25 protein-coding genes are annotated in these 23,787 nt (G+C 40.4%); 3 read left to right on the top strand and 22 right to left on the bottom strand.

The genetic code is table 11. From position 1 onward, the window contains the following. The first annotated feature begins 79 nt into the window (after window positions 1-79). Both ATE37_RS06910 and ATE37_RS06905 read left to right on the top strand, forming a co-directional pair. The gene (locus tag ATE37_RS06910; RefSeq protein WP_084868472.1) at window positions 80-532 is read left to right on the top strand and encodes an NUDIX hydrolase; all 453 of its coding nucleotides are present in this window, start codon (window positions 80-82) and stop codon (window positions 530-532) included. A 58-nt stretch (window positions 533-590) separates the two neighbouring features. Continuing rightward, entirely contained in the window at window positions 591-890 is a 300-nt protein-coding gene (locus ATE37_RS06905) for a DUF1827 family protein (protein WP_000767205.1), read from the top strand. Window positions 891-962: 72 nt separating this feature from the next. Here ATE37_RS06905 and metK read toward each other — a convergent pair whose 3' ends face one another. The 22 genes from metK to ATE37_RS06780 form a co-directional block, all read right to left on the bottom strand. After that, window positions 963-2,153: a methionine adenosyltransferase gene (metK, locus tag ATE37_RS06900; RefSeq protein ID WP_084868471.1), complete on the bottom strand. Its 1,191-nt coding sequence runs from the start codon at window positions 2,151-2,153 to the stop codon at window positions 963-965. Window positions 2,154-2,495: 342 nt separating this feature from the next. Further along, a complete protein-coding gene (locus ATE37_RS06890) occupies window positions 2,496-3,839 on the bottom strand; it encodes a DEAD/DEAH box helicase (protein ID WP_061418111.1) in 1,344 nt (447 codons plus the stop codon). 103 nt (window positions 3,840-3,942) lie between these two features. Continuing rightward, complete coding sequence (locus ATE37_RS06885) at window positions 3,943-4,758, bottom strand: endonuclease/exonuclease/phosphatase family protein (protein WP_084868470.1); 816 nt, start codon at window positions 4,756-4,758, stop codon at window positions 3,943-3,945. Window positions 4,759-4,809: 51 nt separating this feature from the next. Beyond that, complete coding sequence (locus ATE37_RS06880) at window positions 4,810-6,996, bottom strand: PTS transporter subunit IIBC (protein ID WP_084868469.1); 2,187 nt, start codon at window positions 6,994-6,996, stop codon at window positions 4,810-4,812. 217 nt (window positions 6,997-7,213) lie between these two features. Next, a complete protein-coding gene (gene ftsX, locus ATE37_RS06875; protein WP_000625557.1) occupies window positions 7,214-8,140 on the bottom strand; it encodes a permease-like cell division protein FtsX in 927 nt (308 codons plus the stop codon). Next, window positions 8,133-8,825, bottom strand: a complete 693-nt coding sequence (ftsE, locus tag ATE37_RS06870) for a cell division ATP-binding protein FtsE (protein ID WP_000022271.1) — start codon at window positions 8,823-8,825, stop codon at window positions 8,133-8,135. Before ftsE ends, ftsX begins: the two co-directional genes overlap by 8 nt. Before the next feature lie 17 nt (window positions 8,826-8,842). Continuing rightward, window positions 8,843-9,938, bottom strand: a protein-coding gene (gene prfB, locus ATE37_RS06865; protein WP_142357779.1) for a peptide chain release factor 2 whose coding sequence is annotated in 2 segments (ribosomal slippage) — window positions 8,843-9,865 and window positions 9,867-9,938 — 1,095 coding nt in all. Because the reading frame shifts where the segments join, the coding sequence is not laid out codon by codon here. Between the two features lie 110 nt (window positions 9,939-10,048). Further along, entirely contained in the window at window positions 10,049-10,705 is a 657-nt protein-coding gene (locus tag ATE37_RS06855) for a CBS domain-containing protein (protein ID WP_084868468.1), read from the bottom strand. Window positions 10,706-10,969: 264 nt separating this feature from the next. Beyond that, the gene (gene tnpA / locus ATE37_RS06850; RefSeq protein WP_084868467.1) at window positions 10,970-11,434 is read right to left on the bottom strand and encodes an IS200/IS605 family transposase; all 465 of its coding nucleotides are present in this window, start codon (window positions 11,432-11,434) and stop codon (window positions 10,970-10,972) included. A gap of 179 nt (window positions 11,435-11,613) precedes the next feature. Beyond that, window positions 11,614-13,041, bottom strand: coding sequence for a cytosine permease (locus tag ATE37_RS06845; RefSeq protein WP_000041471.1), 1,428 nt, complete (start codon window positions 13,039-13,041; stop codon window positions 11,614-11,616). A 1-nt stretch (window position 13,042) separates the two neighbouring features. After that, window positions 13,043-13,228, bottom strand: coding sequence for a hypothetical protein (locus ATE37_RS06840; protein ID WP_084868466.1), 186 nt, complete (start codon window positions 13,226-13,228; stop codon window positions 13,043-13,045). A gap of 1 nt (window position 13,229) precedes the next feature. After that, on the bottom strand, window positions 13,230-15,008 hold the full coding sequence (locus ATE37_RS06835) for a phosphotransferase (RefSeq protein ID WP_084868465.1): 1,779 nt from the start codon (window positions 15,006-15,008) through the stop codon (window positions 13,230-13,232). A gap of 245 nt (window positions 15,009-15,253) precedes the next feature. Then, the gene (locus ATE37_RS06830) at window positions 15,254-15,964 is read right to left on the bottom strand and encodes an ABC transporter ATP-binding protein (protein WP_000062204.1); all 711 of its coding nucleotides are present in this window, start codon (window positions 15,962-15,964) and stop codon (window positions 15,254-15,256) included. Beyond that, the gene (locus ATE37_RS06825; RefSeq protein WP_001186018.1) at window positions 15,964-16,728 is read right to left on the bottom strand and encodes an ABC transporter ATP-binding protein; all 765 of its coding nucleotides are present in this window, start codon (window positions 16,726-16,728) and stop codon (window positions 15,964-15,966) included. The genes ATE37_RS06830 and ATE37_RS06825 overlap by 1 nt, the downstream gene beginning before the upstream one ends. Next, on the bottom strand, window positions 16,728-17,684 hold the full coding sequence (locus tag ATE37_RS06820; RefSeq protein ID WP_000856262.1) for a branched-chain amino acid ABC transporter permease: 957 nt from the start codon (window positions 17,682-17,684) through the stop codon (window positions 16,728-16,730). The genes ATE37_RS06825 and ATE37_RS06820 overlap by 1 nt, the downstream gene beginning before the upstream one ends. A 3-nt stretch (window positions 17,685-17,687) precedes the next feature. Next, window positions 17,688-18,557 carry a branched-chain amino acid ABC transporter permease gene (locus ATE37_RS06815; protein WP_007517552.1) on the bottom strand — a complete coding sequence of 290 codons (870 nt, stop codon included), beginning with the start codon at window positions 18,555-18,557 and terminating at the stop codon, window positions 17,688-17,690. 119 nt (window positions 18,558-18,676) lie between these two features. Beyond that, on the bottom strand, window positions 18,677-19,837 hold the full coding sequence (locus ATE37_RS06810) for an ABC transporter substrate-binding protein (protein ID WP_000726111.1): 1,161 nt from the start codon (window positions 19,835-19,837) through the stop codon (window positions 18,677-18,679). Window positions 19,838-19,924: 87 nt separating this feature from the next. Next, window positions 19,925-20,194 (bottom strand): YlbG family protein, encoded by a 270-nt coding sequence (locus ATE37_RS06805; protein WP_084868464.1) that lies wholly within the window; start codon window positions 20,192-20,194, stop codon window positions 19,925-19,927. Between the two features lie 78 nt (window positions 20,195-20,272). Next, window positions 20,273-20,863, bottom strand: coding sequence for an ATP-dependent Clp protease proteolytic subunit (locus tag ATE37_RS06795; protein ID WP_000613460.1), 591 nt, complete (start codon window positions 20,861-20,863; stop codon window positions 20,273-20,275). Between the two features lie 174 nt (window positions 20,864-21,037). Continuing rightward, window positions 21,038-21,667 carry a uracil phosphoribosyltransferase gene (upp, locus tag ATE37_RS06790; RefSeq protein ID WP_084868516.1) on the bottom strand — a complete coding sequence of 210 codons (630 nt, stop codon included), beginning with the start codon at window positions 21,665-21,667 and terminating at the stop codon, window positions 21,038-21,040. 88 nt (window positions 21,668-21,755) lie between these two features. Then, window positions 21,756-22,223 (bottom strand): deoxycytidylate deaminase, encoded by a 468-nt coding sequence (locus ATE37_RS06785; protein WP_070656980.1) that lies wholly within the window; start codon window positions 22,221-22,223, stop codon window positions 21,756-21,758. An 18-nt stretch (window positions 22,224-22,241) separates the two neighbouring features. After that, a complete protein-coding gene (locus ATE37_RS06780) occupies window positions 22,242-22,799 on the bottom strand; it encodes a TetR/AcrR family transcriptional regulator (RefSeq protein ID WP_084868463.1) in 558 nt (185 codons plus the stop codon). A 124-nt stretch (window positions 22,800-22,923) separates the two neighbouring features. Between ATE37_RS06780 and ATE37_RS06775 the strand changes: the two genes are divergently transcribed. Then, a complete protein-coding gene (locus ATE37_RS06775) occupies window positions 22,924-23,769 on the top strand; it encodes a DegV family protein (RefSeq protein WP_084868462.1) in 846 nt (281 codons plus the stop codon). Window positions 23,770-23,787: the final 18 nt, after the last annotated feature.

Raw genomic sequence — 23,787 nt, 5'->3', positions numbered from 1 at the left:
GTTCGTTGGTTTATTCTTGACAGCTAGCCCCTCGTCCATTATGATAATAATAAAGATACTAGAGAATGAGGAAAATGCAATGGCAAACCCAAATTTTGGTGATAAAAAAGAGAATGTGACCTACCAGCCCCGCTATGGTGTGTACGCAGTTATTCCGGATGCGGAAAAAAAACAAATCGTCTTAGTCCAAGCTCCCAATGGTGCTTGGTTCTTGCCAGGTGGAGAGATTGAAGCAGGCGAAGATCATCAAGAAGCACTGAAAAGAGAACTAATCGAAGAACTTGGCTTTACAGCTGAGATTGGGACCTATTATGGGCAAGCTGATGAGTATTTCTACTCTCGCCACCGTGATACCTACTACTACAATCCAGCTTATCTCTATGAAGCTATTTCTTTCCAAGAAGTACAAAAACCATTGGAAGATTTTAATCATATTACTTGGTTTCCTATTGATGAAGCAATTGAAAAACTCAAACGTGGTAGCCATAAATGGGGAATTGAAGCTTGGAAAATCCAGCATAGAATTGGCTAAAATACACGATTTTATCCAAAAAGTGCTATAATAGAGTTAGAAAATCGGAGGAACTGTTATGAAGCTTATCAACACGACTAATTCACACTCGCAACTTGTTAAAAGCCAATTAGAAAGTACTGACGCAACTCTTGTCGAGGTCTATTCGGCCGGAAATACAGATGTGGTTTTCACACAAGCCCCGCTTCACTATGAAATCCTCATTTCCAACAAACACCGTGCTATTCGTGAACCCGAAATTGAAACCATCCAAGACTTCTTCTTGAAACGTAAAATCGACAAGGGAAGCATCGATGAAGCCAATATCAAAACCCTCTATTCGGATAAATTGATTGAGATTTCAATCCCTATAAAATAAGAAGACCAACTTAAAAGCTGGTCTTCACTTACAAAAAAGATTGGTAGTACACAACTACCAATCTTTTTTATTTTATTTCACCGCTTCTTTCAAAGCCTCTACCTTGTCTAAACGTTCCCATGGAAGGTCAATATCTGTACGTCCCATGTGACCATATGCCGCTGTTTGACGGTAAATTGGACGTTTAAGATCCAGCATTTGGATAATTCCTGCAGGGCGAAGATCAAAGATTTGACGCGCTGCTTTTTCAAGTTTGCTTTCAGCTACTGTTCCTGTACCAAAAGTATCGATACGAACAGAAACAGGCTGTGCCACACCGATGGCATAGGCCAATTGCACTTCTACTTTCTTAGCAAGACCTGCTGCAACGATATTCTTAGCAATGTAGCGAGCTGCATAAGAGGCTGAACGGTCCACCTTCGTCGCATCCTTACCAGAGAAGGCACCACCACCATGACGAGAGTAGCCACCATAGGTATCCACGATAATCTTGCGACCAGTCAAACCTGAGTCTCCTTGAGGTCCACCGATTACAAAGCGGCCGGTCGGGTTGATGAAGAATTTTGTTTGCTCATCCAAGTAGGAAGCTGGAATAACTTCTTTGATAACCTTGTCAATCACATCTTGATGGATTTGTTCATTGCTAACTTCTGGATCGTGCTGAGTTGAAATAACGACTGTGTCCACACGTACCGGACGATCATTTTCATCATACTCAACTGTAACTTGTGATTTTGCGTCTGGGCGAAGATAGCTGATTTCACCAGACTTACGAAGTTCTGCCAAGCGACGAACCAGTTTGTGGCTGAGTGAGATTGGCAATGGCATGAGTTCTTCTGTCTCATCCACTGCAAATCCAAACATGAGACCTTGGTCACCAGCACCAATCAAGTCAAGCGGATCTTGATCTGCATTTCCACGGACTTCCAAGGCTTCGTTAACACCTTGGGCGATATCCGGTGACTGCTCAACAAGCGATGGATGAACTCCAACTGTTTCCGCAGAAAAACCATATTCTGCATTCGTATAGCCAATCTCTGCAATGGTATCACGAACCACACGGTTAATATCCACATAGGCATTCGTAGAAATTTCACCAAAAACATGGACAGAACCCGTGTACACAGCTGTCTCAGCAGCAACGTGCGCCTCTGGATCCTTTGCTAAAATAGCATCCAAAATCGCATCTGAAATTTGGTCTGCAATCTTATCCGGATGCCCCTCAGATACAGATTCAGACGTGAATAATTTACGTTCTGACATAAAAATGTCCCCCCTTAAAAAATATTGTTATAGAGTTACAAAGTACTGATAGGTATTTCTATAGTCTAAGAGTTACGACGCGAAAGAAATAAAACGATATTTTTTTATTTCTGAAGCTAGTAAGGCGCATAGGGTGACCGCTTTATAGCGACAACCGTAGAAGGACGAGCGACTTTGGAGCCATCATTCTTTGCGAGTTACAAAGTACTGATAGAAATTTCTACCATCTTATCGGGACTATATAACCTTATCATTATACCACTTTTTACTCATTTTTGCATTCTTTTCGATAATTTATAAAATGAAGTTACAAAAAGGAGCCATTCAGCTCCAATTTTGTTCTTAAAATGTTTGGCGTTTAGCTTTTCGCTCAGCACGCCCACGTGCGCGATTTTCAGCACGCTTGGTTTTGCGGCGTTTTTCATCAACCGCCCATTTGATTTTCTTCTTATAACCCGGTTTAACTTTTTTCTTTTTCTTTTTGACCAAGCCAATCATTTCGATATCAAGCTTATCCTGCTTCTTTTCACGATTGGCACGACGATCACGGTCATAGGTATCTTGAAACTCTCCGTCTTTGACCATCTTAGGAGTAAACTTAATCCCTAATTTCTCCAACTCACGGATATCCGAGTCATCACTAGGCTGGTAAAGGGTAATCGCTGTACCAGGTAGACCGTTGCGCCCAGTACGTCCAACTCGGTGAACAAAGAAGGACAAGTCTTGCGGAATGGCGTCATTGATAACATGGCTGACGCCTTCAATGTCAATTCCACGCGCTGCCAAGTCCGTTGCGACAATGTACTCAAAATCCAGATTTTTCACCTGATTCATGATCCGTTTGCGTTCACGAGGAGCAATATCTCCATGAATCTTAGCTACCTTCAATCCTTGAGCAGTCAAGTAGGCATGTAACTCATCAGCACGCGTTTTTGTGTTAACAAAAATCATTGCTAAATAAGGCTGCATCAACTGAGTCAGCTGGTAAATTTGAGCATTCTTGTCGCGGCCCTTGGTCGAAATCAACCAATTATCGATCGTATCTGAGATAACTGTCTTAGTCTTGATTTTTTCCATGACAGGATTTGACAAGTATTTCTTCAAGAACGGTTGCAATTTTTGAGGAATGGTTGCTGAAAAGACCATGAATTGCAAGTCTTTTGGAAGGCTCCCTGCAATCTTATCAACGGTTTCCAAAAATCCCATATCCAAGGTCATATCGGCTTCATCAACTACAAAGGTCTTGGCCTTGTGAATAGCCAAATCACCAGATTTGACCAAGTCATAGATGCGACCTGGCGTACCGATAACGATATGTGGTTGATTGCTGGCAAGTTTTTCAATCTGACGCGCCTTATCTGTACCACCCACATAATTAACCACACGAACTTCGACATCTGAGTGAGCTGCAATCTGACGAGCTGCTTGGTAGATTTGAGTGGCCAACTCACGACTTGGTGCAGTAATGACTGCTTGCACACTATCGCTAGTTTCATCTAATTGCTGGAAAATTGGTAATAAGAAAGTATGAGTCTTTCCTGAACCAGTTTTTGACTCGCCCACCAAGTCACGACCTGCCAAGACAATAGGAATCAACTTTTCCTGAACTTCGGTAGGAGTCGTAAACTTCAACTCCTCCAATGCCTTTTCTATATAGTTTTTAAACTGAAATTTCGTAAATGACATATTATCCTCGATTCTATTCATCTAACCATTATACCATATTTTAAACATTTTCAGTAGTCCAGTTCGAGAATCAAAAAATGAAAGGAATTACTTCCTTTCATTTTTATTTCCAGTTTAAAATAGCATTCAAACCATAGTGGTCACTGACTTGTGGACCATTTTGACCATCAAAAACTACATGCAAACTTTCTACTTCTAAGTCTTTTGTCGTAAAGACATAGTCGATTCGTAGCGGCTCGGTATTGCCTTTCCAGCCATCAATTTCTGGTGGAACGGTATAGCTACCACTTCTTTCTTTCGCAACTTCAAATGCGTCTTGTAAACCTAATGGACTAGCTAAAATCGCTTGATAGCCTTCCTGACCAGCTGGATTATTAAAATCACCTGCTAAAATCAGAGGTTTGTTCAACTCTTTTAGTACAGCCTCAAATCGTGCCCACTCTTCTTGGAAACCTTTATCCCACCAAGAGAGATGGACACTGGCAAGAGTAAGCTCCTTACCTTCAACTTCTGTCTCCGCCAAGGCAACACGGCGAGTATGGTAGTCCGTTGGATCATCTACATCTGACACTAAAATTTCACGCGCCTTAATCGGTGTTTTGGATAAGATGGCTACACCTTCATGGTAGCGGTCATAGCCGATATGATTGTAAGCCCAAGTCCAGTAGTAGTTTTTCCCTTTCTCAACCAATTTTTCAACCAGGAGTCGTACATAGTGATCCTGATGAATGGGTTCTGCTGATGGTAAAGCTTGATAGTGATTGTTAACCTCTACCTCAGGCGAAGTCATTTCTTGATTGATTTCTTGAAAACAAATCAAGTCATAATCTTTGTCAAGAATATCTTGGAGCAAGAGCTGGAATTTTTCCTCTGCTTCTTTTTCCATCCAACTATGAGTATTGAGTGTTAAAAATTTCATGCTTTTCTCCTAAAACAAGAGGTTGGAAAACAGCTTCCAACCTCAAGTATATTACAATTCTACTTTAGCAACTGCTGTTTTAGCTGCAAGAGAACCTGTTTGTTCTAATTTAACTGATTTGATAGCATCACCATTTGTAAAGACAACCACTGTTGATGTTTCACGACCTGCTGCACGGATAGCATCCAAGTCAGCTGTCACAAGAAGGTCACCAGCAGCCACTTTTTGTCCTTCAGAAACGTGAACAGTAAATGGTTTTCCTTCAAGACTTACAGTATCCAAACCAATATGAACAAGTACTTCAAGACCTGATTCAGTAACAAGTCCAAGTGCATGTTTTGTTGGGAAGATACTTGATACAGTACCTGTAACTGGAGATACAATGTTTCCATTTGCTGGTTCTACTGCAAAACCATCACCCATCATTTTTTGAGCAAAGACTGGATCTTTCACTTGTTCCAAGGCAACAACTTGACCATCAGCTACTGAGTAAACTTCCTCAGTTACACCTTTAAAGTGTACAGTATTCTTTTGAGCTTCTGTCATTTGGCTTGGAAGAGTTTCAGGAATTACTTCACCTGAGTCAAGGATATCTTGGATATCAGATTTCAATACGTCAGCTTTTGGTCCGTAGATAGCTTGGACACCTTGTCCTTTCATGACAAGACCCATAGCTCCTTCAGCTTTCCATTGTTCCTCAGTACCAACACGATCTGCATCCTTAACAGTTACACGAAGACGAGTCATACATGCATCTACATCTACGATGTTTGCACGACCACCAAGAAGGTTAATGATATTTACAGCTTGAGAAGCTGCTGCAACTTTTGTTTCTCCTGGAGCTGCATCTTCTGATGCTCCTTCAGCAGTTTCATAGTTTCCGTTACGTCCTGGAGTTGCATAGTTGAATTTCTTAATCATAAAGTTGGCAATGAAGTACATGATGACTGCAAAGAGGACAGTTACCCAGATAAAGTTAATGATATCCATACCAAGACCAGCGTTGATAGCTAGCGGAGTACGAGTCAAGAATTCAATTGAACCGAATGAGTGCATACGAAGGTGAACAATATCCGCCATAGCAAAGGCAGCACCTTGAACAAGAGCATACACTAGGTAAAGAGGTGTTGCGATAAACATAAACATATACTCGATAGGTTCAGTAACCCCTGTCAAGAATGTTGCAAGGGCTGTCGCAATCATCATACCCTTGTATTGGTGTTTCTTGTCAGCATCAACATTGCGGTAGATAGCAACGATGACACCCATCAAGATACCGAATGAACCGATCATTTGACCAACTTTGAAACGAGCTGGAGTGATAGTTGTAAGAAGGTGTTGGTATTGGTCAGCATTTGAACCTTTAAGGTTAACAAGGTCTGTTACCCAAGCAAGCCAAAGTGGGTCTTGACCAAATACTTGAGTTCCTTTAGCTGCACCAGTAAGGATTTCGTATGTTCCACCAAGAGCTGTATAGTTCATTGGGATTGTCAACATGTGGTGAAGACCAAATGGCAAGAGCAAACGTTCCAAAGTACCATACAAGAATGGTGCGAGAACTGGAGCAGTTTCTTGAGAGTTGGCAATCCAAATACCAAAGTTATTGATACCTGTTTGAACTACTGGCCAGAAAGCTGCAAGTACAATTGCTGCAATAGCTGAACGAAGGATGACAACGAATGGTACGAAGCGTTTCCCATTGAAGAATGAAAGCGCATCAGGAAGTTTACGGTAGTTGTAGTATTTGTTAAAGGCAGTTGCCCCTACAAAACCAGAGATAATCCCTACAAAAACACCCATGTTCAATGCTGGTGCTTCAAGAACACTGATGAAGTAATCAGAAACTTTGATTGAGCCTCCAAAGAGAGTAGTGACCATAGCCTCAGGGTTTTTCAGCATATCACTTGTAACTCCAAAGATAGTACCTGTGATACGGTTAATCAAGATAAAGGCAAGCCCGGCTGCAAATGCACCACCTGCACGTTCTTTTGCCCAGCTTCCCCCAATAGCGAGGGCAAACAAAATATGAAGGTTACCGATAACCCCCCAACCAATTTGCTCTAGTACGCCACCAGTAATCACTAGGGGAGCAAGGTTTGGGTCAATCATTGCAAGTGACTTACCGATTGAAATCATCAAACCAGCAGCCGGCATAACAGCGATAACCACCATCAAAGCCTTACCGAATTTTTGCCAAAATTCGAAAGACAAGACATTTTTGAATGTATCTTTCATCATTCAAATCTCCTTTATTTTTATTTAGGCAAACGTTTTACGAAAACGTTTGCATTTGGTTATGTATTAATTATACCACTTTTATTTTTTTTGTAAAGGCTTTTATAAAAAAAATATCTACTTTTTTTAATTTTTAAAAGGAAAAAGAGAAGTTTACGAAAACTTCTCTTTAAAAATGTTTTGTTTTTCTGTTTTTATCTCAATTTGCATTTATATCCAATTAAATTTTCAAGAATCGACGCATGGAAATCCCTGAACCAATTGAACCAATGAAAATTCCGATTACAAATAGTAGAACTGTCATCAAAGGGACAAACACATCTGGCGTAATCATTGATAAGTTTTGACCTACCAAGGATTTATTGACCGATTGATAAACGATATTGTAAACAAAGAATACAAGAACTGAAGGAATCGCTGCGCCAAGCAAGCCAATAAAAGCACCTTCTAGCAAGAATGGGCCACGGATATAACCATTTCTCGCTCCAACAAGACGCATGATCTGAATCTCACGACTACGTGAAATAATGGTAATACGGATGGTATTGGAAATGAGGAAGACTGCGATAAAAATCAAGAGCCCTGCAATAACCAATCCCCAAACACGGATAAAGGAAGCCAATTCAAAAAGTCGTTGAGTGTTGGCTCCACCATCTTGAACCTCAGATACTCCCTCAATTTTCTTAGCTTCTTCAGCTACCGTTTTAACATCACTCGGAGAATTTGTATCGACGATATAGGCGTCATAGAGAGGGTTTGCATCCCCTTCAAAGACCTTCCAATCGTCACCCATTGTTTCCGTCAGTTTTTCGTACTGTTCTTCTTTACTTGAAAAGGTAACACTTTTAACAGCCGGCATCGCCTTCAAAGCATCGTAGACCTTGTGGTAGTCATTATTGGTAACTGTCTGACCTTCTTTTTCAATCGTTTCACTGTTATCCGCTACATCCTTACGAATGTAGACCATAACACGAACGTTGTTTTCAATATCGGTAGCCAGTTTTGCTGTATTAAAAATTACAGATGCAAACAAGGCAACGAGTGTTAAGGTAATCATAACCGAACTCACTGCTGCTACTGTCATCCAGCCATTTCGTTTTAAACTTTTTAATGATTCAAATAAATGGCGAAAAAATCTACTAATCATCGTATCCATATTCTCCTTTAGCTTCGTCACGAACGACACGGCCGTTTTCAATGGCAATGACACGGTGGCGCAAGGTATTTACGATCTGGCTGTTGTGGGTCGCCATCAAAACAGTTGTACCTTGAAGATTGATGCGTTCCAACAGATTCATAATTTCCCACGAATTATCTGGGTCCAAGTTTCCTGTTGGTTCATCAGCAATCAATACTTTAGGATTGTTGACAATCGCACGGGCAATCGCAATCCGTTGCTGTTCTCCACCTGAGAGTTCATTCGGGAAAGAACGAACCTTGTGTTTCAAACCTACTAGGTCCAACACTTCCATAACACGTTTTTTGATGTTACGGCGATTCTCTCCGATAACTTCCATTGCGTAGGCAATATTCTCATAAACCGTTTTCTTTGGCAAGAGTTTGTAATCTTGAAAGACAACCCCAACACTACGACGTAGAAGCGGGATATCTTTCTTCTTAATTTTAACTAGATTAAAGCCTGCAACTGATAGGCTTCCTTTTTCGATCTTTACTTCTCGGTATAAAGCTCGAATAAAGGTTGACTTACCTGCCCCAGAAGGTCCTACGATATAGGCAAACTCTCCTGGTTCAATGGTGACAGAGACACCACGCAGGGCAGTCGTTCCATTATCATACTTTTTGACAACATCTCTCATTTCAATGATTGACATATGAGTTCCTTTCTATCTTAGCTGATTCGCCACTTGAGGTAGGCATCGATAAAACCATCAAGGTCTCCATCCATCACCTTATCTACCTGAGCAACTTCAAAGCTTGTACGGTGATCTTTTACCATAGTATAAGGTGTGAAGACATAAGAACGAATCTGACTTCCCCATGTGATTTCTTTTTTCTCACCTTTGAGGGAATCAACTTCCGCAGCTTTCTTTTCTTGCTCCATTTGATAGAGCTTAGCCTGCAACATCTTCATGGCACGATCTCTATTTCCATACTGGGTACGATCGACCGTTGATTGGACGACAGTTCCTGTAGGAATGTGTGTCAAACGCACTCCTGTTGAAACTTTATTGACGTTTTGTCCACCAGCACCACCTGAACGGAAGGTATCCATTTTGATATCATCTTCACGAATCTCCACTTCGATAGTATCATCCAGTTCAGGCATAACCTCTACGGATGTAAATGAAGTATGGCGACGTTTGGCAGAGTCAAATGGTGAAATACGGACCAAACGGTGAACACCCATTTCTGATTTAAGTAGGCCATAAGCATTCGGTCCTTCAAAAGACAAGGTCACAGACTTGATACCTGCTTCATCACCTGCCTGGTAATCCAAAACTTCTACTTTAAAGCCTTTTGCATTTCCATAACGAGTGTACATACGGAGCAACATATCCCCCCAGTCCTGAGCCTCAGTACCACCAGATCCTGGATGAATTTCCAAGATGGCATTATTATGGTCATAAGGTTCTGACAAGAGAAGGGTCATCTCGTAGTTGGCCATCATCTTATCCAACTCGGTTAGCTGCTCGACCAGTTCATCATGGACTGACTCGTCTTCTGCTAAAAAGTCCAACAAAATCTCAACTTCATCCTGCAACTCTTCCATTTTACGGAAGGTATTGTAGGTATTTTTTAATTCATTTAATTCTTGCGACGTTTTTTGGGCCGCGATATTATCGTTCCAAAAATCAGGTTCTGTCATCTTGTTTTCCAAGATGGCAATCTCTTCCTCTAAGCCTTCGAGGTCAAAGAGACCCCCTAAAAGAAGCTAATTTTTCACGATTTGCGTCAATTTTTTGACGAATTTCTGAAATGTCCATAGATACTCCTTTTCATATCGTTTTATTATACCATAATCTCTTATTTCTTTCCATATTTTGCTTTTCATCGCTTTTTGTGGCAGAAGAAAAGAGGCCCGAAAGCCTCTGGTTTAAAGGACTTTGGCAGAGGTCTGAGTGATTTCCTCCACTTGAATTCCTTCTTTTTCAAACTTATCCTTTAATGAAGTCAAATCGATTTTTCCATCAATTTGAACTTCGATGACTACCTTCCCATCCTTACGTGGAATGTTAACTGTGTGCGAGATATTTAGATTTTCTTCTACGATTAGAGCTACAATTTTTCCCAGTACACCGACTTCATTTTCTGTGATAAAACGAACGCGGATCCCCTCTTCTCCGTATCCAGCGATTTCCAAGAAAGCCTGAAAAACATCGCGGTCTGTAATGACGCCGTAGACCTGATGATTGTCTAAGACTGGTAATATCCCAATTTTATTTTTCAGCATCAGGTAGGTCGCATCTTCTAGACTAGCATAGCCAGAAACCGTCACGACATCTCGAATCATGACGTCTTTTACTTTGGTTTTATTCAGAAGATAATTCATCTCATAGATAGAGAGACTGGTTGCTTTAGATGGGCTGGCTTCCGCAATGGTTCCTTCTGTTACCAATCCGACTAATTGATCGTTTTCGATAACAGGTAAACGGTGCAAACCTTGCTCGCGCATCAAATCTGCTGCGTGCGCTACAGTCGTATCTGGACTGATATAAACTACCTTACGGGTCATGAAATCTTTAACTGCCATGAGACTTCTCCTTCTATATTGCTACTTTTATTATACACTTTCTTAGAAAATCTATCAAACGCTTTCATCTCTTTTTCAAGATTTTGAATAATCTGAGAAATTTGCATAAAATGCCAGTATAAATCATAACCACCCGTCTAACGGGTGGTTTGCACCAGGGCTATAAGCCCAAATCACCAGCCAGCGCCTAAAGACGCTGGCTTTCACGTTGTTCAAGCCTTATTGCTCTTGACTCGTCACTTGCCTCTCAAAGAGGCCTTGGTACTACTTACCACTATCCCTAAAGGGATCCTCATATTCTTTTACACTTAATTTATCTAGTGCTATATCATGCTTTTCCTGCTCTTGGATATATTTCTTAATTGTGGATTCATTAAGCCCTACTGTGCTCACGTAGTAACCTTCTGCCCAAAAATGCCGGTTGCCAAACTTGTACTTGAGGTTGGCGTGTTTATCAAACATCATGAGTGCACTTTTGCCTTTTAAATAACCCATGAAACTTGAAACACTTATCCTTGGTGGAATACTTACTAACATATGTACATGATCAGGCATTAAGTGTCCTTCGATAATCTCTACACCTTTATAACTACATAATCGGTGGAATATTTCTTCCAAACTACTTCGATATGGATTATAAATGACTTTTCGTCTATACTTAGGGGTGAACACAATGTGATATTTACACATCCACTTTGTGTGTGATAAACTATGTGCCTTTTGTGCCATATTTTTCTCCTTTCGCTTTACAATTGGCTTGAACACCTTTATTGTATCGCGTTTGGAGTTTTTGGGGTATAACCTTCGACGCGCACCCGCATAGCGGGTGGTTTATTTGTCTCGCACCTAGCGGAGCGAGACGGACTAATAGTCACATAATTAAGAGGGAACCGTAGTCCCCTCTCTTCTTAAATCGTAACAGTGTCTCGATCTTTTATCATATAACGTTTCAGTGGGCTAAGACTGGCTAGCCAATATAGTAGACCGCCAAATAGCGCAGTAAATCCGCTACCCGTTGTGATTAAAAATATTGGACTTTGAATTTGTGCAGTTACAGGGTTGTAGACAAAAAGTACCGCTACCAATAAGGAGATAAATACGCAAGACAAGCCAACTAAGTTAAATCCTTTAGTAAACTCGTAGGCGTCATGCCCTTCAAGGAAATAGGCTGAACGCAAGTCGAGTTTTCGTTTTCTTAAGATAAAATAGTCGACAACAATCATACCAATAATTGGCCCCTGAATATAGGCAGCTAGGGAGATGAAGGATCCGAAATACTCTTCTACTCCTCCCCAGATAGTGAGTAGACTCACGTAAACCATGGCAATCCAAACCATTAGTTTATAGCTTACTTTGGGCATCCCACTTTTGACAATCATACAGTTCACATATGATCCTGTCCCCTGGGTTCCAATATTAGCAAAGGCTACTAGTAGTAGACTTAAGAGAGCAAAGGCTGGGGTGCTTAGAGTTGATAGCATGGTTGTTGGATCACTTTCATACACACCTGTTTTGACAAACATGGCTAGAGCCATGACTCCACCTGTCGCAACGAAGAATGGAGCCACAACTCCGTATGATAAGGCTGTAGCCCAATAACCACTGCGTTCTGATTTTGCTAAACGTGGTAAAACCAATGCTTGTGTAGACCAAGAAAAGGCAAAGGCAACATTTCCTTCTCCAGAGAGCATGAAGCGTTCTAATGGCGTCAAATCTCCTTGAGTGGCTGGTTGGATATTCATAATATCCGTTATAGGAACGGCGACAAAGCAGATTCCAACGATAATGAGACCGACAATCAATAAGGCGATAACCAAGAAGCGATTGGTCCATTTAATCACTTCTGGACCTCCAAGAGCAATGAGAGTCCCAAGAAGAACACAGAGGGTACCAAGAATAGGCGCCCATACTCCCTTGTCCAAACCAAGACCAAAATTATTTGCCAAATGAATCATGGAACTGGCAAAAAGATTGGCCGCAACAGCATACCATCCAAAGTTAGCCAAGCTAATAATGGTTGATAACAGGGCTACACCTCTTTTTCCTAGAACAGCTCTCAACCAAATCCACAAATCAATTCCATACTTAACCGCAAACAAAATAGGGAGACATTCAATAAAAACCCAGATAATGTTAAAGCTAAAAATATTTATCAACATTTGATTAAAGGTCAAATATTGAGCTACATAAGCCCCTTGGGTATAGCACCAAGTTGCAATGGCAAAACCACTTGTCGATAGAAAGAGATCCCAGAAAGAATACTGACGATCCTTATTGGTCATGGGAACAATTCCGGTTATGGTTTCTTGTTGGATATAGTCATTCATTTTAGACATGTTATTGAATTCCTCCCGTCATTGCTAAGATAATCAAAACAAGGTTGATTAGGACTATGGAGATGATTAAAATGAAATCATTTTTTAGGAAGGGTTGAACAAACTCGTAGTTTGGTGACTCCATTTCTTCCAATCTTCTCTTTGTTTCAGCTGCTACTAATTCTTCAATTTCAGATGTCGTTTTCATCTCAGTTCTCCTCCAAATACAAGTCAAGGGCCAGTTGTCCATATTGTTTGGTATAGCGATACCAGATGTAGAGGAACTCACCGACTGGTTTTCCGACACTCTCCTGGAACAAAGCCCACAAGAACCAATAATATGAGGTCACTGCTACATAAGCCAAATAGTGACGTTTGGTTTTCTTATCTGGAACTCCTTCTAGATACAATTCCAGTACTTTTTCAGCATCCTCTACGGAATAATTGGAACACGCGATAAAGGTCCCCAAATCTCCTGCCGGCTCTCCCATTCCAGAATATTCCCAATCAATCAAGCTCATTTCGCCTGCTTCATTTAACAAAAAATTAGGACTATAGGAATCTCCATGACAAAGGACAACCTGTTTGGGATCATTCTGTAAATAGTTTTTGAGAAGTGAAACAGTTTTATCCAAGTCCTCGAGACCATCAAACTCAAATCGATTTCTAGCCTTCAATTTTTCTCTAAAATCATCAATTCCCTCAAATTGGTCAAAGGGATGTCCCGTTTTTTCTCCAGATTGGTGTAATCGTCTCAAAAGATCCATTGCTTGCGCCACATCATCCCAGTTATCATAATCCAGTTGCTTAGCATTGGGAATAAATTCTGAAATTTTCCAGCCCTCATCCTTGTTCATAGCTACGAAGGTACGGTCAATCTTTAATTTTGCAGCAATTTCCATAGAAGCTGCTTCACTAGCTCGGTCGATATAATTTTCCGTTCCCCTGCCCGGATGACGGTAAACATATTTTTTCCCTAGACAGTCAAATGAAAATGATGTGTTGGTTAATCCATCTTTTAGTGGTTTGATATTGACAATATCTGAAGCCACACACTTTAATGTCTTACAGATATTATCAATAATGGCCGAATCTGCATTTACCAAATAACGTTCATCAAATTGACGGAGTTCATCTAGTGAATCAAATTCTTTAACAATATCCGCTGAATAGTGACGAGCTTCTAAAAGGAGTTCCTTGACATGCCGACTATAATAATCCTCCCAAAGCTGTTCCCGATAAGGTTCGTGCTTAAACTCGGTTTCTAAAATTTCCTTGAATTTCTCACTAAATGCACGGTCGAAATAAACGTGCCCCACCATAGCCCAAGTATTTTCTCCACCAATCTGGATATCAATGATGGTGTTATTCGAATCCTCTATAGCACAGTATTCGTCCGTTTGACCTTCTGCAAATATCGTCGAGTAGTAACCTCTATAAATATATTGCTCAAAAGGATTTTCCACAAAATAATTATCTGATGAACAAATATAAGTGTTGGAAAGTTGATCTTTAACCAACATAAGAGACGAACAGTTATTGTATTTGTAGTAATCATTATTCACTACAATTTTTACACCAAACTTCTCTGCAAGATAGAACATTTTTTCTTGAAGATAGCCTACGATAATGGTTATATCTTCTATTCCTGCTTCTTGCAGCTGTCTGATTTCCCTCTCTATCAAGCGTTCCCCCTTGACTTGAAGTAATCCTTTAGGAATCTCATAAGACAAAGGAGCAAAACGACTACTCATGCCAGCAGCCATTATAATGGCATTTTCTACTCTATAGGGTTCTAAAACTTTCTGACCTAGTTCTGTTAAGTGAAGCTCCTCATCAAGCCACTGCTCTTCTTTCAGTTTTTTCAATAATGTGTTGATTGTTCCTAAAGATAGGTCTAACTCTTCAGCTAACTGTCTCTGAGTAAAGGTCTTTTCTTTATGTATCAACATAAAACGCAAAAGTTTAAATTGTTTTTCTGTTAGCATTTCTCAGTCCTCCTGTTCAATTTTTTCTTACTAATATTATAATATGAACAAAAATGACTGTCAATTCAAATAGGGAAAGAATGAGTAAAAATTAAGACCTTCTTCCCTTTCCTCAAAAAACATATAAATAAAAGAGCTCCTTATTCTGGAGCCCTGAAATATTTTATATTTTTGATAAGTAGTCGTATTAGGTGTCGCTTGGCTGCAATCCTTATCCGCCGACTAAAACAATCCACTGGATTGTTTTAGCCACCTAGATATGCTTTTCTGACTTCATCTGATGCTGCGAGTTCTTTTCCTGTTCCTGATAGGACAATCTTGCCTGTTTCAAGTACATAACCACGGTCAGAGATAGCAAGGGCCTTGTTAGCGTTCTGTTCAATTAGGAGGACCGTTGTTCCTTGCTTCTGAATATCTTGAATGATATCAAAAATTTCTTGGATAAAGATTGGGGCAAGTCCCATTGACGGCTCATCTAGGAGAAGGAGCTTAGGTGTAGACATGAGAGCGCGTCCCATAGCCAGCATCTGCTGTTCACCACCTGAAAGAGTTGCCGCATCTTGGTTTTTGCGTTCTTCCAGACGAGGGAAACGTGAGAAAACTTTTTTCAAGTTGGCTTGATTTTCTTCACGATTCTTCTTTAAAAAGGCTCCCATTTCTAAGTTTTCCATAACGGTCAAACCTGGGAAAACATGGCGTCCTTCAGGAACTTGTGAAAGGCCACCTGCTACGATTTTTTGCGCTGGCAACTTTTGAATTTCTTTTCCTAAAAACTCAATTTTACCAGCACTTGGACGAACCAAACCTGAAAGGGTACGAAGAATGGTTGTTTTACCAGCACCATTAGCACCTATCAAGGAAACAACTTCACCTTCATTAACCTCGAAACTTACATCACGAACTGCTTGGATCATGCCGTAATGCACAGAGAGGTTTTCAACTTTTAACATAGACATTAGGCTTCACCTCCTAGATAAGCTTCGATAACGCGTTTGTTGTTCTTGATCTCATCCGGAGTCCCATGAGCAATCAACCGACCATATTCAAGAACATAGATACGCTCAGTGACTTCCATAACCAAATTCATGTCATGTTCGATAAGCATGATGGTAATTTTAAATTCATCTTTGATACGACGGATCAATTCTGTCAATTCAGCTGTTTCTTGTGGATTCATACCAGCTGCAGGTTCGTCCAAAAAGAGGATCTTAGGTTCAGTTGCCAGAGCACGAACAATTTCTAATCGACGTTGTTGACCATAGGCCAGATTCTTGGCAAGAGTATTTGCGTCACTATCCAAATCAAAAATCTTCAGCAAGTCCAAAGCTTTGCTTTTTAATTCTTCCTCATTCTTATAAAAAGCTGGTAGGCGTAGGAAGCTCGCAAGGACATGTTGTTTATGATGATTGCTAAATGCAATCAAAACATTTTCCAAAACTGTCAAGTCCTTGAACAAACGAATATTTTGGAAAGTACGACTGAGACCAAGTGAAGCAATCTTATAGGGAGTTTTCCCATTTAGGAGGTGACCATCTAGTGTCACAGTACCTTCGCTTGGTTCATAAACACCGGTCAAGAGATTGAAAAGGGTTGTTTTACCAGCACCATTTGGTCCAATCAGACCAACCAATTCTCCCTCGTTCAATTCAAGAGTGACATCTCCAACAGCTGTTAGACCGCCAAAATGTTTGGTTAACTGTTTAACTTCAAGTAATGCCATTAGTTTTGTCCCTCCTTCTTAGATTTTTTAAAGAAACGTGATAGACTCAATTCCCATGTCCCAAGAAGTCCACCTGGTCTGAAAATCATGACCAATACAAGTGCCAAAGCATAGATGATCATACGCACGCTAGCTACATCTTGAAGGAGCATATTTAAAATTCCTAAAACAATCGCTGAAACGATGGTACCAGTAATCGATCCAAGTCCACCAAATACAACAATAATCAACACGTTGATGGAATTTATAAAGGTGTAATCTTTTGGCACAACAGATCCGATAAAACCAGCCTGAAGTGAACCAGCAATACTTGCTGTAATGGCACCAAAGACAAAAGCGATAATCTTGATCTTTGTAGTGTTTACCCCAACAGACTCTGCAGCAATCTCATCCTCACGAACAGATAGAGTAGAGCGTCCAATTGGACTACGTAAGAAGTTGAGAGTTGCAATAGTTGTGATCACCACAAATAGATAAACCATTTGCCAGTTGGTAAAGTTTGGAATACCCAAGATACCAGCAGCACCGTTGGTCAAACTGCCACCATTAATGATAAAGATACGAATGATTTCTGAAACACCTAGTGTCGCAACAGCTAGGTAGTCACCCTTCAAGCGTAGTGTTGGAATTCCAACGAGCAAAGCAACTGCACCAGAAATCAAGGCACCCAAGACCATTGCTCCAAAGAAGGCACCATAGGTTGGTGATTTTGAACCAATAATCGCTGCTGCATAAGCCCCAATCGCCATAAAACCTGCATGACCGAGTGAGAATTGTCCTGAAAAACCAACGATTAAGTTCAAACCTACTGCAAGGATAATATTAATCCCAATTTGTTCTAAAATTTGTACATGGAATAGATTGAGAACACCAGCAGAAACCAGTACACTAATCAATCCATAACCCGCTAACAGAAGGAATAACCAGAGAATATTTACTTTAAGATTTGTCTTCATTGTTTACACCTTCTCTTTCACATTCTTACCAAGGATACCTGCAGGACGAATAATCAGAATCAAAAGCAAGATCCCATAAACGATAGCATCACGGAAATCAGACATACCAAAGGCAGTAGCAAAAGTTTCCAACAAGCCAATCACAAATCCCCCTAGAGCTGCACCAGGAATAATCCCGATACCACCAAGTACGGCCGCAACGAATGATTTTAGACCTGGAGTCACGCCCATCAAAGGTTCAAGAGAGTTGTAGTAAAGGGCAATGAGGACACCTGCCGCACCGGCAAGGGCTGAACCCAAAGCAAAGGTAAAGCTGATTGTACGATTTACATTAATTCCCATCAATTGAGCTGCGTCACTATCAACTGATACCGCACGCATGGCTTTCCCCATTTTTGTTTTTTGGACAATCAATTGTAATAAAACCATCAAGAGTACAGAAACTGCTAAAATCATCAATTGAACATTTGTCAAGCTAATTGGTCCCAAGTCAAAGCGGACTGTTTCAATTGCTTGAGGGAAGGCACGAGTATTGGCACCTACTAGATAAACCATTCCGTATTCCAGTAGGAAAGACACTCCGATGGCAGTAATCAATACGGCAATACGTGTAGAGTGTCGCAAAGGACGGTAGGCAAGAAATTCAATCACAACACCAAGTAGTGCGGTTCCTGCCATTGAAATAATCAAAGCTAAAAAGAAATCCATTTGGAAGGAATTAATCAAAAAGTAACCAATAAAGGCACCTATCATATAAATATCACCGTGGGCGAAGTTGATGAGTTTGATAATTCCATAAACCATGGTATAACCCAAGGCCAAAAGTGCATAAACACTACCCAGAATTAAACCATTCACAAGTTGTTGGAGCATAGCATTCACTCTTTTCTATCGTTATTTTTTAGAAAATTTCATCATTTTCACAAGTTCATAAACACCGAAACAGGGAGTGAGTCAAAGGCTCATTCCCTATTTCAACTACTATTCTAATGTTATGGTTTTACAACTTCTGCTGCTTCTACTTTACCATTGTTCATGGTCATCATGTAAGCAGTTTTCACTGTATTGTGGTCAGCATCAAAGCTCGTTTGACCAGTTACACCATCAAAATCTTTTGTTTTAGCAAGGTTATCCTTGATTTCACCTGAGTTTTTAGCACCTTTTGCAGCATTGGCTACTAGGTAAACTGAGTCATAAGCCAAGGCTGAGAAGGTTGAAGGTTCTTCATTGTATTTAGCACGGTATGCTTCAAGGAAAGCTTTAGCTTTTTCAGAAACATCAACTGTAGTTGAGAATCCTGAGATGAAGTAAATGTTTGATGCTTTTTCAGCTGTCGCTTGTTGAACAAATTCTTCACCGTTAAATCCATCACCACCAACGATTGGTTTATCAATTCCCATACCACGGGCTTGGTTTACAATTTTACCTGCTTCTGTGTAGTATCCTGGAACAACGATAGCGTCAAACTCTTTCCCTTTCATTTTAGTAAGGGCTGCTTGGAAGTCTGTATCACCTGCTACAAACGTTTCATCTGCTACAATCTCACCCTTGTAGGTTTCGCGGAAAGATTTAGCAATACCTTTAGCATAGTCACTAGCATTGTCAGTATAAAGAACAACCTTCTTAGCATTCAATTTGTTTGTTACATAGTTAGAAATAATCTTCCCTTGGAAGCTATCTTGGAATGTTCCGATAAATAGGTAATCTTGACCTTTAGTCAAACCGTCTTGAGTAGCACTTGGTGAAATCAATGGCACTCCAGCTTTGGTAGCGTTAGCTACAGCTGCAGCAGTTGCACCAGATGTCGCAGGCCCTACAATAGCTGCTACTTTTGATTGGGTAACAAGGTTCGTTGTAACAGAAGCTGCTTCGGCAGTCTCTGACTTGTTGTCTTTGTCTACAACTTCGATTTGTTTTCCATCGATACCACCTGCTGCATTGATTTCATCAACGGCAAGTTGAGCTCCTTTTTGTTCAGATGTTCCGTAGGCTGCTACGGCACCAGTTTCTTCAAAGTTAAATCCGATTTTAATTGTCTTTTCATCGACTGAGTTACCAGCAGCGTTTGAGGCTCCTGATTTGACCTCTCCACAAGCAGCGAGAAGGGCTACGCTAGCAAGGGCCACAAAAGATAGGGCAAATTTTTTCTTCATTTTTTATCTCCTTATAATTGTTTCAAAAATAGTATGTTAAGAATATACCGAATTATCAGAAAATTGTCAACCTTTTTATTCACTTTTTTAAATGATAACGTTTTCTTCGTTTTGATAGAGATTGCCAACGAAGGGAGTTTCTAACTCTTGAATGTGACACCGTCTAATTTTCTTGATAAATCTTTCCTTACCTAATCTCTCTACTAAGTCATCTAACTCCTCAGTTGGAACATAGAGTTGCAAATAGCGATGCTTCTTAGAATGGTAACAGATGTCACCGTATTCCTGAAGTTTCTTTGCATCCCGATTATAGTAGAGATAGATGATTAATCCTGATCGATTGACCTTTTCAAACATGATGAATCCTCTTTCTAAGAAATCTTCTCCTATTATATCAAAAAAAGCAAACCCCGTCGAGTTTGCTTTTTAGGTTGGTTAGCTCAAAGAATTGTTGACCATGATTTCATCAATAAAACCATACTCAAGTGTTTCTTGGGCACTCATCCAGTAATCACGTTCCGCGTCTACATGAATTTGCTCGACTGATTTACCAGAGTTATCTGCAAGGATTTGCTCCAAAGTCTTACGAGTTTTGAGCAAGTGTTCTGCAGCGATTGCCATATCGGTTTGTTGGGTACCACCACCTGTACCACCCATTGGTTGGTGAATCATGTACTCTGCATTTGGAAGCATGAAACGTTTACCTTTTGCTCCACTTGATGCAATGATAGTCCCCATTGAGGCTGCCATCCCCATCACGATGGTTTGGACATCTGCCTTGATAAAGTTCATGGTATCAACGATTGCCAAACCAGCTGAAACAGAGCCTCCAGGTGTGTTGACATAAAGGTAAATATCTTTTGTACTGTCTTGGGCATCCAAGAAGAGCAATTGGGCAATAACGGAGTTGGCCATGTTGTCTTCAACTGGTCCAGTCAACATGATGATACGATCTTTTAGTAGACGTGAGTAAATATCATATGAACGTTCTCCACGGCTTGTTTGTTCAATAACTACAGGAATCATTCATTTCTCCTTTTAATGTTGAATTTTCTTAGTCATACGACTTCAATACAGAACTATTATATCTTTTTGGTCAAAAAAGGTCAAATTTTTGCTCTATTCTCTAAACAGAAACAAAAACTCAACCTCCTTTCAAGTTAAAAACGAACTTCTAGTTTCAATATTTACTTTGGGATTTTATTTAGTACCGAACAAGCGGTCTCCAGCATCTCCAAGACCTGGAACGATATAACCATGTTCGTTCAAGCGGTCATCCAAAGCTGCTGTAAAGATTTCTACATCTGGATGTGCTTCTTGAAGAGCTTTTACACCTTCTGGAGCAGATACCAGGCAGACAAACTTGATATTGGATGCGCCACGTTTTTTAAGGGAATCTACAGCCAAGATTGCTGAGCCACCTGTTGCCAACATTGGATCAACGACAAAGATTTGACGTTGGTCAATATCCTCAGGCAATTTCACCAAGTATTCAACTGGTTGAAGGGTTTCTTCATCACGGTACATACCGATGTGTCCAACTTTTGCTGCTGGAACCAGATTCAAGAGACCATCTACCATCCCGATACCTGCACGCAAAATTGGGACAATCGCCAATTTTTTACCAGCCAATTGTTTTTGAACGGTCTTTGTGATAGGTGTTTCAATTTCAACGTCTTCAAGTGGAAGATCACGAAGTACTTCATATCCCATCAACATTGCAATCTCATCTACTAGCTCACGAAAAGCTTTTGTAGAAGTGTCTGTACGACGCAAGATTGACAATTTGTGTTGAATGAGTGGATGATTAATGACTTCAATTTTTCCCATTTTCTGAGTTCCTTCTTTCAATTTATTCTTCTTATTATATCAAAAAACGGTTTAAAAAGCTTTCTAAACCATTTATTTTTATTAATTTTTAAATCAAATCTGCCTCTTGGAGAGCTGTCTGAACAGTCTCTAATGGTAAATGGGTCAACTCGGTGCCTTTTTCGTGATAAAGGTACTGGGCATAGTCATCCATTCGGTACTGGTTGATATAAACCACGCGCTTACAACCAACTTGAAGCAGTTGTTTGGTGCAGTTCAGACAAGGGAAATGGGTCACATAGGCTGTAAATCCTCTTGGAACCCCTCGTTCGGCTCCTTGCAAGATGGCATTAACCTCGGCGTGAAGGGTTCGGACACAGTGACCTTCAATGACCAGACAGTCGTGGTCAATACAGTGCTCCGTTCCCGATACGGAACCATTATAGCCTGTTGAAATGACTTTATTGTCCTTGACTAGGACAGCTCCCACCTTGGCACGTTTACAGGTCGAACGATTGGCAATCAGTAAAGCCTGGGCTGCAAAGTACTCATCCCAAGCCAGTCTTTTTTCTGTCATAAATCTTCTCCTTTTCCTCTATTTTTTGAAAAATGGCAAGCGTAAATCTGCAATCTTTTCAGCTGGAACCTTCATGCCATCCTTGATCCATTTGAGCAGAACCGACACGATGGCAGAGCTCCAAAAGGAATGAAGGTAGCTGCTAACGCCTTTTGACTTTCCGTGGTATTTTTCCAGAAATTCCTGCATAGCTTGGACAAAAATCTTTTCCAAATGGTAGTCCAGAGCAAATTGGATAACCTTGGCTTCTTTCTTGGCTGCTCTGAAAAGGTGAACCCAGACCAGATAAAGGTCGGTTTTGACATCGTAGTGGCTCAACTGTCCCATAATGTTATGGACACTGCGTTTAAAGACGCTTTCCAAAATCTCTTCTTTGGAATCATAGTTACGATAGAAGGCAGCACGAGAAACGCCCGCCCGCTTGACTAATTCTGAAATACTGATCTTTGCCAAGTCCTTTTTCTCAAGAAGTTGCAAAAGAGCCGTCTCGATTGCTTCTCTGGTTAAAAAATTGGATTCTTGATTTGATTTTCTGAGATTTTCAAGAGATTTTTCAGATATTTTACGTTCAGACATAACAATTTCTTTCTACTTGTAACAACAGACGGATGGTGCTTTTGTTTCAAAGGCATTCATGATACAATTGTAAAAAAAGACAGAACCTTTGTCAATGTATAAGTGACAAAGATGGAGAATTTCTATGACTTGGAAGATTGTGGCTGACTCTGGTTGTGATTATCGTCAACTGGCAACTCCTGCTATTGATACTGAATTTGTTAGTGTTCCTTTAACCATTCAAGTAGCTGATCAGGTCTTTATCGATGATGCCAGTCTCGACATTGACCATATGATGAAAACCATGTATGCGACTTCTGAGGCTTCAAAATCAGCTTGTCCTAGCCCTGATGATTACTTGCGTGCATTTGAAGTTGCTAAGCATATCTTTGTCGTTACTATCACCGGTACTCTTTCAGGTAGCCATAATAGTGCACAACTCGCTAAGAATATCTACCTTGAAGAACACCCTGACACTCAGATTCATGTGATTGATAGTTTATCTGCTGGTGGGGAAGTTGACCTAATTGTAGAAAAAATCAATGACTTGATTGATCAAGGACTTTCTTTTGAAGAAATTGTTGAAGCTATTACAGCCTACCAAGAAAAAACGAAGTTACTCTTTGTTCTTGCTAAAGTTGATAACTTGGTTAAAAATGGCCGTTTGAGTAAGCTTATCGGTACAGTCGTTGGCCTTCTCAACATCCGTATGGTTGGGGAAGCAAGTGAAACTGGAACCTTAGAACTGCTCCAGAAAGCGCGTGGACCAAAAAAATCCCTTCAAGCTGCCTATGAAGAACTCATCAAGGCTGGCTATGCTGGTGGCCGTATCGTCATGGCTCATCGCAGCAATGAAAAATTCTGTCAGCAATTATCAGAACGCTTGCTGGAAACATTCCCACAAGCCAATATCAAAATCCTCCTAACGTCTGGTCTCTGCAGTTTTTATGCAGAAGATGGCGGTCTGTTGATGGGATATGAAATTAACTAAGATTATGAGCCACAAGAG

This window comes from Streptococcus oralis subsp. tigurinus (genome assembly GCF_002093575.1).
GTDB lineage: Bacteria > Bacillota > Bacilli > Lactobacillales > Streptococcaceae > Streptococcus > Streptococcus oralis_CH.
Note: the sequence above shows the minus strand (reverse complement) of the source record. Positions and strands in the feature narration are given on the sequence as shown.

Excerpts from the sequence above, each read along its gene's own strand:
- ATE37_RS06780 (WP_084868463.1), bottom strand. The coding sequence starts at position 22,799 with ATGTCTGAACGTAAAATATCTGAAAAATCTCTTGAAAATCTCAGAAAA.
- ATE37_RS06845 (WP_000041471.1), bottom strand. The coding sequence starts at position 13,041 with ATGTCTAAAATGAATGACTATATCCAACAAGAAACCATAACCGGAATT.
- ATE37_RS06795 (WP_000613460.1), bottom strand. The coding sequence starts at position 20,863 with ATGATTCCTGTAGTTATTGAACAAACAAGCCGTGGAGAACGTTCATAT.
- ATE37_RS06805 (WP_084868464.1), bottom strand. The coding sequence starts at position 20,194 with ATGTTTGAAAAGGTCAATCGATCAGGATTAATCATCTATCTCTACTAT.
- ATE37_RS06815 (WP_007517552.1), bottom strand. The coding sequence starts at position 18,557 with ATGCTCCAACAACTTGTGAATGGTTTAATTCTGGGTAGTGTTTATGCA.
- metK (WP_084868471.1), bottom strand. The coding sequence starts at position 2,153 with ATGTCAGAACGTAAATTATTCACGTCTGAATCTGTATCTGAGGGGCAT.
- ATE37_RS06885 (WP_084868470.1), bottom strand. The coding sequence starts at position 4,758 with ATGAAATTTTTAACACTCAATACTCATAGTTGGATGGAAAAAGAAGCA.
- ATE37_RS06835 (WP_084868465.1), bottom strand. The coding sequence starts at position 15,008 with ATGCTAACAGAAAAACAATTTAAACTTTTGCGTTTTATGTTGATACAT.
- ATE37_RS06785 (WP_070656980.1), bottom strand. The coding sequence starts at position 22,223 with ATGACAGAAAAAAGACTGGCTTGGGATGAGTACTTTGCAGCCCAGGCT.
- ATE37_RS06775 (WP_084868462.1), top strand. The coding sequence starts at position 22,924 with ATGACTTGGAAGATTGTGGCTGACTCTGGTTGTGATTATCGTCAACTG.
- ATE37_RS06890 (WP_061418111.1), bottom strand. The coding sequence starts at position 3,839 with ATGTCATTTACGAAATTTCAGTTTAAAAACTATATAGAAAAGGCATTG.
- ATE37_RS06855 (WP_084868468.1), bottom strand. The coding sequence starts at position 10,705 with ATGGCAGTTAAAGATTTCATGACCCGTAAGGTAGTTTATATCAGTCCA.
- ATE37_RS06810 (WP_000726111.1), bottom strand. The coding sequence starts at position 19,837 with ATGAAGAAAAAATTTGCCCTATCTTTTGTGGCCCTTGCTAGCGTAGCC.
- ATE37_RS06910 (WP_084868472.1), top strand. The coding sequence starts at position 80 with ATGGCAAACCCAAATTTTGGTGATAAAAAAGAGAATGTGACCTACCAG.
- ATE37_RS06840 (WP_084868466.1), bottom strand. The coding sequence starts at position 13,228 with ATGAAAACGACATCTGAAATTGAAGAATTAGTAGCAGCTGAAACAAAG.
- ftsX (WP_000625557.1), bottom strand. The coding sequence starts at position 8,140 with ATGATTAGTAGATTTTTTCGCCATTTATTTGAATCATTAAAAAGTTTA.
- ATE37_RS06825 (WP_001186018.1), bottom strand. The coding sequence starts at position 16,728 with ATGGCATTACTTGAAGTTAAACAGTTAACCAAACATTTTGGCGGTCTA.
- ATE37_RS06905 (WP_000767205.1), top strand. The coding sequence starts at position 591 with ATGAAGCTTATCAACACGACTAATTCACACTCGCAACTTGTTAAAAGC.
- tnpA (WP_084868467.1), bottom strand. The coding sequence starts at position 11,434 with ATGGCACAAAAGGCACATAGTTTATCACACACAAAGTGGATGTGTAAA.
- ATE37_RS06820 (WP_000856262.1), bottom strand. The coding sequence starts at position 17,684 with ATGAAGACAAATCTTAAAGTAAATATTCTCTGGTTATTCCTTCTGTTA.
- ATE37_RS06880 (WP_084868469.1), bottom strand. The coding sequence starts at position 6,996 with ATGATGAAAGATACATTCAAAAATGTCTTGTCTTTCGAATTTTGGCAA.
- ftsE (WP_000022271.1), bottom strand. The coding sequence starts at position 8,825 with ATGTCAATCATTGAAATGAGAGATGTTGTCAAAAAGTATGATAATGGA.
- upp (WP_084868516.1), bottom strand. The coding sequence starts at position 21,667 with ATGGGAAAAATTGAAGTCATTAATCATCCACTCATTCAACACAAATTG.
- ATE37_RS06830 (WP_000062204.1), bottom strand. The coding sequence starts at position 15,964 with ATGTCTATGTTAAAAGTTGAAAACCTCTCTGTGCATTACGGCATGATC.